The sequence below is a fragment of the Methyloceanibacter sp. genome (genome assembly GCF_050728395.1).
GTDB lineage: Bacteria > Pseudomonadota > Alphaproteobacteria > Rhizobiales > Methyloligellaceae > Methyloceanibacter.
On record NZ_JBOHJB010000101.1, the window covers coordinates 1 to 9435 of the forward strand.

12 protein-coding genes are annotated in these 9435 nt (G+C 62.2%); 6 read left to right on the forward strand and 6 right to left on the reverse strand.

Annotated elements, in window-relative coordinates; translation table 11 throughout:
- Positions 1-241 (reverse strand): agmatine deiminase family protein (locus ACREC7_RS14085; RefSeq protein WP_431556321.1); only part of this gene is annotated, 241 nt, incomplete at its 3' end.
- A gap of 176 nt (positions 242-417) precedes the next feature.
- Here ACREC7_RS14085 and ACREC7_RS14090 point away from each other — a divergent pair.
- Complete coding sequence (locus ACREC7_RS14090) at positions 418-906, forward strand: YidB family protein (RefSeq protein ID WP_431556322.1); 489 nt, start codon at positions 418-420, stop codon at positions 904-906.
- Between the two features lie 59 nt (positions 907-965).
- Entirely contained in the window at positions 966-1220 is a 255-nt protein-coding gene (locus tag ACREC7_RS14095; protein ID WP_431556323.1) for a GlsB/YeaQ/YmgE family stress response membrane protein, read from the forward strand.
- 56 nt (positions 1221-1276) lie between these two features.
- Here ACREC7_RS14095 and ACREC7_RS14100 read toward each other — a convergent pair whose 3' ends face one another.
- Positions 1277-2002, reverse strand: a complete 726-nt coding sequence (locus ACREC7_RS14100; protein WP_431556324.1) for a Spy/CpxP family protein refolding chaperone — start codon at positions 2000-2002, stop codon at positions 1277-1279.
- A 465-nt stretch (positions 2003-2467) separates the two neighbouring features.
- Here ACREC7_RS14100 and ACREC7_RS14105 point away from each other — a divergent pair, with 465 nt between their 5' ends.
- On the forward strand, positions 2468-3193 hold the full coding sequence (locus tag ACREC7_RS14105) for a response regulator (protein ID WP_431556325.1): 726 nt from the start codon (positions 2468-2470) through the stop codon (positions 3191-3193).
- A complete protein-coding gene (locus tag ACREC7_RS14110) occupies positions 3190-4461 on the forward strand; it encodes a sensor histidine kinase (RefSeq protein ID WP_431556326.1) in 1272 nt (423 codons plus the stop codon). Before ACREC7_RS14105 ends, ACREC7_RS14110 begins: the two co-directional genes overlap by 4 nt.
- A gap of 2 nt (positions 4462-4463) precedes the next feature.
- Here ACREC7_RS14110 and ACREC7_RS14115 read toward each other — a convergent pair whose 3' ends face one another.
- On the reverse strand, positions 4464-5402 hold the full coding sequence (locus tag ACREC7_RS14115) for an ARPP-1 family domain-containing protein (protein WP_431556327.1): 939 nt from the start codon (positions 5400-5402) through the stop codon (positions 4464-4466).
- A gap of 114 nt (positions 5403-5516) precedes the next feature.
- Here ACREC7_RS14115 and ACREC7_RS14120 point away from each other — a divergent pair, with 114 nt between their 5' ends.
- Positions 5517-6053 carry a DUF1801 domain-containing protein gene (locus tag ACREC7_RS14120; protein WP_431556328.1) on the forward strand — a complete coding sequence of 179 codons (537 nt, stop codon included), beginning with the start codon at positions 5517-5519 and terminating at the stop codon, positions 6051-6053.
- A gap of 73 nt (positions 6054-6126) precedes the next feature.
- Here the strand turns inward: ACREC7_RS14120 and ACREC7_RS14125 are convergent, their stop codons facing one another.
- The 3 genes from ACREC7_RS14125 to ACREC7_RS14135 form a co-directional block, all read right to left on the reverse strand.
- Positions 6127-6501: a hypothetical protein gene (locus ACREC7_RS14125; RefSeq protein ID WP_431556329.1), complete on the reverse strand. Its 375-nt coding sequence runs from the start codon at positions 6499-6501 to the stop codon at positions 6127-6129.
- A 214-nt stretch (positions 6502-6715) separates the two neighbouring features.
- A complete protein-coding gene (locus ACREC7_RS14130) occupies positions 6716-7735 on the reverse strand; it encodes a hypothetical protein (protein WP_431556330.1) in 1020 nt (339 codons plus the stop codon).
- Positions 7736-7934: 199 nt separating this feature from the next.
- Positions 7935-8477, reverse strand: coding sequence for a hypothetical protein (locus ACREC7_RS14135; RefSeq protein ID WP_431556331.1), 543 nt, complete (start codon positions 8475-8477; stop codon positions 7935-7937).
- A gap of 121 nt (positions 8478-8598) precedes the next feature.
- Between ACREC7_RS14135 and ACREC7_RS14140 the strand changes: the two genes are divergently transcribed.
- Positions 8599-9096: a DUF1801 domain-containing protein gene (locus ACREC7_RS14140; protein ID WP_431556332.1), complete on the forward strand. Its 498-nt coding sequence runs from the start codon at positions 8599-8601 to the stop codon at positions 9094-9096.
- Positions 9097-9435 lie beyond the last annotated feature (339 nt).

Sequence of the window (9435 nt, forward strand, 5' to 3'; positions counted from 1 at the left end):
CGATCTCGGCCATTTCGCCCAGCGCCGTCCGCGCCGAAGCTTCGGCCTCGGCGCCGTTGACCAGGAGGCGCACCCGGTTCGCGGGGGCAAGCGCACGCACCATGGCCGTCACGTCGCGGCGCGGCGCCCGCAGGTCGCCGTTCCACTGGCCGGCGTTGGCCGGCCAGGCGGTCCACATCGCCTTTTGCGGCGCCCATTCCGGGGCAAGCGATATGGGCTCCTCGGTCACGGATATTGTCATAGCGCCCCTTTTATGGAGTGCCGGTGACGCCAATCAAGCGCCAAGCGCTGAATAATGGCGGTTTATCAGCGACACCAAGACGCTCCGTGGATGCAAGCCGTGATTGGTGGCGCGAAGCCAAGGTGGTAAATTTCCGCTTCGGGGACGGGGTGCCTTGTTCAATTGAGGAGGTCAGTATGGCATCGTCTAGCAATATTTTTGGATCTGACGGCGGCTCCGCCGTTCCAGGCGGCAATGTCGCCAAACCGTTGGTGATTGCGCTTCTCGCGCTGTTAGCCTCGCGATATTTCAGCAAGAAAGGCTCCGATCAGACCGCGTCAGCCGAGCCTCAGCCGGCACCGCGCATCCCACAGGCAGACCCAGCTGACGCTTCGCCCGGCGACATCCTCGATGGGCTCGGCGGCCTGGTAAAGCAATTCCAGCAAAAGGGTCTCGGCGACACCATCGACAGTTGGGTCAACCGCGGCAAGAACGAGGACATCTCGTCGAGGCAGATGTCTGACGCGCTCGGATCGGACGTCGTCGATCAGCTATCCCGCCGCACCGGTCTTTCCCGCGACGAGGTCATTTCGGAGCTGGCAAAGATGCTGCCGAATGTGGTCGACCGCATGACGCCGGACGGCCGCCTGCCCACGCAACGCGAACTGGCGCGGCTGTTGGGCTGAAGCGCTCGAATGCGGTCGCGATCGGGATCAATGAATTCACAGCAGGGAGGAAACTGAAAATGTCGATTCTAGCCTGGATTGTGTTGGGCCTGATCGCGGGCTTCATCGCGAGCAAGATCTATGTCGGCAGCGGTCAGGGCATCCTGATGGACATCGTGCTCGGCATCGTCGGCGCCGTGGTCGGCGGCTTCATCTTCGACAAGCTGGGTTCGACCGGCGTCACCGGGTTCAACATCTGGAGCATGCTGGTGGCGATCATCGGCGCCGTCTTGGTGCTGTGGATCTATCACGCGGTAAGCGGCCGCAGCGCGTAGCGTTTCGCTGAAAAGTCGAAGGGGCGGTGCTCCGTTTGGCGCACCGCCCCTTCTTTTCACTCCGGTGAAGCCGGAGGCGGGGTTTCGTCGGCCGGACCGCCGGGCCCGCCGCTGGGCTGCGGACCGGGGCCGCGATGCGGCGGACCGAAATGCAGTCCCCGCTCTTGCTGGCGAGCGCTGAGCCTCGCCTCGATGTCGGCGACCTTGGTCAACTGCTCAGGCGTGAGCTTGCTCTTCAGCGCATCGATCGCCTTTGCCAAATTCTCGGCGTGATGCCCACGCTCGATGGCATTTTCGGCGAGACGCTGTACCCGCGCAAAAGGCTGGCTTGCTTGCGGGCCCGGCGCAGCACCAGGAGCGCCGGCCTCGGAGCCCGGTTGCAGCCACGGCGGCGTCATGGTCGCGATCAGTGCGTCGGTGAAGTCGCGCCAGGCATCGAGCTGATTTGAGCGGATGCCGATCTCGGTCTCGGCGGCGTTCAGCCTCGCCGCAAGGCGACCCGGACCGAATTGCGGACGAGGAGCCTCGCCAGCATGAAACTTCGGTCCGGGTCCCGGCGATGGTCCATCGCATCGATCTGGGGGACCGGAATGCGATGGCGCCGGAGGAGTGGCTTCGGCCATCAGCCGATCGCCGCGTTTCAATTCTCCTTTGGCAATCTCGGTCATCGCCAAGGCCGTTCCACCCATCGATGCGTCGTGGGTCTGGCCCCAGGCCGGCGTCAGCATGTGCACGCTGGCGAAGGCGAGGACGCGAGCAAATTTCGGAAAAAAGTGGTTCATGTGATACCTCACCGTTTGCAGGCCGGCAGGCTAGGCGCCCCGCATTGCTTTTGTTGGTCTTGGCGTGTCCGAATGTTTCCGCGGCGGCGAAATTTTTGTCGAAGTGTTGCTGGAGCGGCGGCGGTTCTGAATCACGGGAAGTTTGGATCGATCCCGCTGTCGAACAGAGAAAGGGCGGCGAGCTAGATCATGGGCAAGGGGAGCAGGATCCTTCGCCGAGCTCGGTGGAAAAACCCAACGCCTCGCGGCCGCCGAGCGGTCTTCTTCCAGCGCGCCATGCCGGATGCCCCCTGCGATGCTCTTTGGACTCTATGGAACGATCTTGGCGTGGCGTGGCCGTGACATTTCCGAGCATTTCCGCTGCGTCGCGCTCCGTGTCGAAACATTGCCGGACGGCTGAATTCCCAAGTTTCGTTACAAAAATAGCCTCGTTGCAGCCACGCCGCGGCGGTAAACACGACTTCGATGAGCGCGCAGCAGCGAATTCTTGTCGCCGACGACGATCCGGAGATCCGCAAGCTCCTCGCCCGCTATATCGAGGGCCAGGGCTTCAGCGTGCTGCTTGCGGCAAACTGCCACGAGCTGCATGAGAGGCTGGCGACGCACCAGGTCGATCTCGTCGTGCTCGATGTCATGCTCCCTGACGGGTCCGGGCTCGACGTCTGCCGGGATTTGCGCGCCCAGCGCTCGAACGTGCCCATCATTCTGCTCACCGCGCTGAAAGAGGACGTCGACCGCATCATCGGCCTTGAGATCGGCGCCGACGACTATCTCGGCAAGCCGTTCAACCCGCGCGAGCTGATCGCCAGGGTGCGGGCGGTGCTGCGGCGGCATGGCGAGGCGGCAATTCCGGCGAGCGAGGAGAAGGTTTACCGCTTCGAGGGCTTCACCGCCGATCCGCAGACGAGGCGGGTGATCGACCCGCAAGGCGCCGACATCGTACTGACTGGCGCCGAGTTCGATCTGCTCAAGACCTTCCTCGACCGGCCGGGACGCGTGCTGTCGCGCGATCAGCTGCTCGACCTCACCCGCGGCCGCAACGGCGACGTGTTCGATCGCTCGATCGACGTGCTGGTCAGCCGCTTGCGCCGCAAACTTGGCGACCGCGCCTCCTCGCCGCTGTTCAAGACCGTGCGCAACGGCGGCTACCAATTGGCGGCGCGGGTCGACCTACAGGACGGTGCGACGTGAACACGCTGCGCGCCAAGATCGCTCTTCTGCTGGTCGTGGCCATCGTGTCGGTGGTCGGCATCATCACTTGGGTTATGCTCGCCATGCTTGGGCCGCCGTCGCCGGAGCGGACCACCGAGCCATTGGCCGATCAGATCGAGATGTTCCTGCGCGTCGCCAAGCAAGATACGAGCGCGCTCACCCTGGCGGCAGAACCTTCCGGCGGCGAATTGCGCGAGAATGCCACGGCTCGGCTCAGGGTCGAGCTTGCCGCGCGGGGTCATGACCTTCCCGTCACCATTACGCGCAAGGACTGGAATGCGCCACTCGTGGTCTCGATTCCCATCGGCACCAAGCAATGGCTGCTGATGCCGATCTCGGACCTGCCGCCGCAGCGCAAGCCTTGGTACGGGCTGCTCAAATGGCTCGCGCTGATCACCGTCGGGGTGACGGCGATCGCCGTGTTCGTTGCCCATCGCATGGTGCAACCGCTCGTTCTGCTCGAGAATGCCGTTCAGTCGGTCGGTCCCGACGCTATCCTTCCGCACCTGCCTGAGCGGGGACCGGCCGAGGTGAGGGCGACGGCGAGAGCGCTCAATTCGCTCTCCTCGCGCTTGAGAAAGGCGATCGAAAGCCGCATGCGTCTGCTTGCCGCCGCAGGCCACGATCTGCGCACGCCGATCACCCGCATGCGGCTCCGCGCCGAGTTCGTGGAGGACGACGAGGAGCGCGGCCTGTGGCTCTGCGATCTCGATGAGCTCGAGCGCATCGCCGACAGCGCCATCCTGTTGGTGCGCGAGGAATCGGGCAAGACCGCGCCAGAAACGGTGTGGCTCGACCGGCTCGTCGCCGACGTCGCCGGCGAGCTCAAGGATCAGAACCTGGACGTGACCGTCACCGAGGCGCAGCCGGTCAGCGTGCGGGCGAGCCGGCTCGGGCTTGCCCGGGCGCTGCGCAATCTGATGATCAATGCCGCCACCCATGGACGGCGCGCTCACGTCAGGGTCGAGGGGAGCGACGGCGCCAAGGCGCAAGTGATCATCGAGGACGAAGGCCCCGGCATTCCGCCCGAGCTTCTCGGCCAGGTGTTCGAGCCCTTCTTCCGCGTCGATCCAGGGCGGCGGCAGAATATCGCCGGCGCCGGCCTCGGGCTCACTATTGCCCGCGAGATCGTCCAGCGCGCCGGCGGCGACATCAAGATTGCCAACCGCGAAAGCCGCGGCTTGCAGCAGATCGTGGAGCTGGCGATAGTCGAGGAGCCTACGCTCGCAACCGGCTCGGGCGCCTGAGGTCAATGGCGATGTTCGGCGCCGTGGCATTCGACCGAGAAGGCCATCACGTGGATGAGCCGGCCGTCAAAGACCAGCGCCCCGCCGGTGATCTGGCCGTCGATGAAACGCACCGTCTCGCCGAGGCCAACGACTTTGAAGCGCTTGCTTGGCGCCGCGGAAACGGCAGCGAGGAAGTCGGCCACCTGACTCCGAGTGGGCTCGGCTGGTGGGCCCGGGTCGGCGCCGTGGTCGATGGCATCGAGCGCCCAGGAGCGGATGAGCTTCCGCCCGAGCTTGGCGCACAGAGCCGGATTCTCAAAAAACTCAAGACCGAGCGGACGCCCGTTCAGCGAAAATACGGCGCCGACCGCCTGAGGGGGAAGCCGCAGGGCCTCGACAAAGCCGTCCAGTTCATCACTGCGCTGGACAAAGGCATCGAACATGGCAGTTGTGCCCGATTGTGCGGAGAGGCGGCCGAGTTTTTCGGAGATATCGCTCCACACCTGGCCCTGTCTGGCGTGCGGCGCAGAGTACCTTTCGAGAGAGTCGGAGACGTCGCGGGATTTGCGGGCGCGTCCCTCGGCGAAGTAAATATTGTCGGATGTCGCGAATGTCTGCGAGCGCAGATACCAACGCCCGGCCTCCACGCACGACACCGGAATGACGGTTTCGGCGCGCGGCGGGGCGAGGATGGTCAAATTGCAAATGCGGTTCTGCTTGGCACCGGTGAGCTCCTCGCCGTCGAGCAATAGAATTGGCTGGTCGGTGTCATTGAGAAGCTTCAGCTCCGGCACCGAACCGGCTTCGCCGACTTCGGTGATGCGCACCCTTCCGGTCGTGAGTGCTTCATCGAGCGTGGCATAGTCGGCCGCGCGTGGCTTGGAGACGACCAGCGGCGAGACTGCGAGGCTCCGGAACACCAAGGGGGGAAAAATATGGATGTGCGTGGAAGTGATCATCGCACCGCTGTAGCAATCCTCTGCGTCAAAATCGGACGCATGGGGCGTGCGATTGACACAGCTGGGGGCCCGTTCACAAAGTTGCATAGCGTAGGCATCGGCGGGTGAACGGGAATGGCCAACAGGACGTCCATCAAGTCAACGAAGGCCTCAAAAAAGGCGACCGCCAGCCAAGTCGATGCGAAGGCGGGCACCTCGCGCAAGACGGCGCCGAAGCCGCAAGTCCGCAAGGCCGCCAAGCCGGCCCTGCTCTCAGGCGGCAACCCGCAAGTTCCGAAGGCCGACGGCGACGCCCCCGTGCAGGCCTATATCGCGGCCATGCCGGGCTGGAAACGCGACATCGGGCGCCGTCTCGACGCGCTCGTCGTGCGCACCGTCCCCGGCGTGCGCAAGGCCGTCAAATGGAACTCGCCCTTCTACGGCATCGAGGGCCAAGGCGAGGGTCAGGGCTGGTTCCTCAGTCTTCATTGCTTCACGAAATACGTGAAGGTGGCCTTCTTCCGCGGCGCGTCGCTGCGCCCTGTCCCTCCCGGCGAGTCGAAGAGCAAGGACACGCGCTACCTCGACATCCACGAGTACGACGAACTTGACGAAGCTCAGCTCGCCGCTTGGGTGAAGCAAGCCGCCGCCCTGCCCGGGGAAAAGATGTGAGGGGGGAAGTCGCGAGGCGTGTGCGGGCGTGGCGAGAGCGGACGTCAAGTCATCAGCAAAACTTACTCGCGTTTCAGGCCGCCGGCTTTGGCCACTTCGCCGAGGTCGCGATGCCAATCTCCGCATTCGGTGTTCCCGGTATTTGTGCAACCCGGAACCCGGCATGGATCGCGGCGGCAATAAACACGCCGTTCGAAATGTAGTCGCCAGTCCACTTTTCGGCTGCTTCCTTGATCCCATAACTGGAGTTGTATGGGTTGAACGTCTTACGCTTCGGCACCTTCTCAAGCCACGTGACGGCACGAATGAACTCTTCCGCCGCGTGCTCGCCTTCGAGCTGCTTGCGGTGGATCTCGAACTTGCCCGGATGCCTTAACCCCAAATATCCGAGCTCCGGCCATGCGCGTATAACCGTCGCGATGGCCGCCTTGGCTGCTTGTACGTCCATGTGAGGCACTCGCCTTTGCGTTTGAGCCGGTCAGTTTAGCTGAGTCGGCATAATCGCAACACACAGAGGTATTATCGCCGGCCCCCTTCAGATTCAGCAGCTCGAGCGAATCAGGTGACCTCGCGAGGTGCGTGCGCGGCGTGGGCAGACGCCAAGTCATCAGCACGCAAGCGCGCGGAGGCCGCTGCGAAGAAACTGCCGGCGCTAAAGGCGCTCAGAGCGATGCCGGCCAAGTGGGTCGTGTCTCAGACTTGTCTAGCGGGGTGTAGATCGGGGCCGCATCTCGCTCCACCAGCGGACTGAAGCTGCCGGGATTTCGCGCATACAAGTTAACAAACAGGTTGATGGTCGCATTTCTTATATCAAGCATACAGTTCACCATATCCACCCCTTGCTCGGTGCGGCGATACATCGACTGCGAGTTGTTCGGCCAATGAACCACGAAGCCGCACAACAAATCCCGATCGTCAACGAGTATTTCCATCAGACCTTTGTAGTGGCGGTCGTAGGGTATCGCCTTTCCCTTTTGGAGTCCCCACACTTGACGCGCAACCATCTCGATTTGGAGAAAGGCTGCCATGAAAGCCTTTGCCTTAGTGATCAGGACATCAAGTTCGCCGTACGTGAGTTTGAAAGCTTTCGTTCCGCTGATGCCGCTGCGAGATCGGAAGTCTTCATCTGTCAATATGAAGTCGGAGTGCTGAATGGCGTTCCTCAATCTGCCATTGTAAAATTCGTCGTATAGATTGCCGATGCCCAATCCGGCCTCTTTTGATAGCGCCTTTATAAGCTCGATCTTTCTGCCGGTTCGTATCCCGCTCTTGGCAAAGTTCTTTTTCTCCTTCTCGGTGAGAAGGTCGAAATACGGATTCGGGCTATATCCCTTGCCTGACCGGAATCGCAGCAAATTCGTGACAACCTCATACGGTGCATCCATTTCCACGATATGGGCGTAGAGTAGTAGTCCTAATCGCCACATCGTCCTTTCACCATCCGGGAACTTCTTCTTCGGTAGCTTGACCATCATCAGGCGATTGAGATCGTCCAATATATTGCGGCTTTCGGCGTAGGGGTCCCAACCCTTGTCTTCGATGCCAAGCACCCTTAGCAATGAAGCAAAATAGCGAATGATGTCGTTGCTCACAGGGTCATCTGGCAGGAACAAGGGTTTGAGTATGTTGAAGTAGCGATCACGATGGCCGTTAAAGATCGCCTCTGGATCGAACTCGGTCATTTCTGCCGCCGAAAATACCCCAGAGTAAACTAGCATGCTCGGTCAGCCAGGTCTTCGCGCGCCGCTCTCTCTTTCCGAAAGATGCGTCCGCTTTTGGCGCAAAGAAGGCCCGCGACAACAACCATGAAGAAGAGCAGCGCGACGGAACCTCGGGAGCGAGGTGCGTGCCTGGGCTAAGCCGAGCAGGCATTCTCCAAAGCTAATCGCTCCCCGAGGGGCCGAGGACCTGCTTGGCGGTGGTGAGCTCCACGCCGCCGAGACCGATGAGGTTGTTCGAGTTGTCGGGCGTGACGGGGATGTCGCCCGCGTGCGTGGCGGACATGATCAGCCTGCCGTCGCGTGCCCCGAGACCGAAATGCATCTCGTCGCCGACCTGCGAGGTGCCGGCGAACGCCTCCTGCCCCAGATTCGGGGTCGCCGCAGGCTTGAACCCGGGCGCGGCCTTGCTCCCCTGCACGGCGGTTTGGTAGGCAGAAGCGGCGTCACTGGCGCTGGCGTACTGGTCGATGGAGACCGTCACTTTCTTCTTTCCGTCGACGCTGGAGAACACCACCGATCTCGACGCGAGCGGCTTGCCGACGCTCGTTTCGTTCGGCCCCGTGCTCGCCTCCTTGGTGATTTCGGGGAAGTACTGGGTCACCGCACTCACAGGCACGACCGCGTTGCGCAGCAGTAACGGGGCGGCGGCATCGCCGCACGCAACCAATGAAAGCAGCGCAATCGCAGCGACCGAGAGCACCATTGCCCACGGGCCTCGTTTTCGGTTCATTTTCGCCTCCCACCTGCGTAATTACGGCAACCCCGGTGACCGAAATAAGCGTCATAAGCTTATTTACTCAAGTGACCGGCGAGTGGGAACACCCATGAAGAAGGCGGCAACCACCATGAAGCGGAAGAGCGGCGCGAAGGAAGAACACGGAGACTCTCCCTCTCAGCTGATCGATGCGAGAATTGCGGCGCTCGGCGATTGGCGGGGCGAGACGCTCGCTCGGGTCCGAACTCTCATCAGAGAGGCCGATCCCGAAATGGTCGAAGAGGTGAAATGGAGGAAGCCGTCGAACGCGATGTTAGGGGTTCCGGTGTGGGAGCTCGCCGGGATCATCTGCACCGGTGAGACGTACAAGGCCGTCGTGAAGCTGACCTTCGCCAAGGGCGCCTCGCTCAAGGACCCTTCAGGCCTGTTCAACGCGAGCCTCGAAGGCAATGCGCGGCGCGCCATCGATTTCCATGAGGGCGACAAGATCGATGCAAAGGCGTTGCAGGCGCTCATTCGCGCCGCGGTGGCGCTGAACATTTCGAAGCAAGCGGCAGCTCGCCCTACCCGCTCCCAGAAGAAACCAAAGCGCGCACGAGGAGCGTAGGTCGCTTTTCCGCCGGCCGATCGTCGACGTGAAGCCGACCCTAGGCGAAGCGATCGGCGAACGCTGGGCGAGAGATTTGTTGCCAGTCTCGGCTAACCGTCATCGGTCTCGCAACCGTACAAATAGCCAATCATCATGATCGAAATTAACGCCAACAACGCAGACATACGCCACGCACTCCCCTTATTCTAAGTCTGGTTCCTGCGCGGGGTATGTTGCTACGGCACCAGACGTACGCGATCCGATCAAACCTCAATGCACGCAAAGCCACAAGAGCTGGCGCACCCGACAGGATTCGAACCTGTGACCTCTGCCTTCGGAGGGCAACGCTCTATCCAA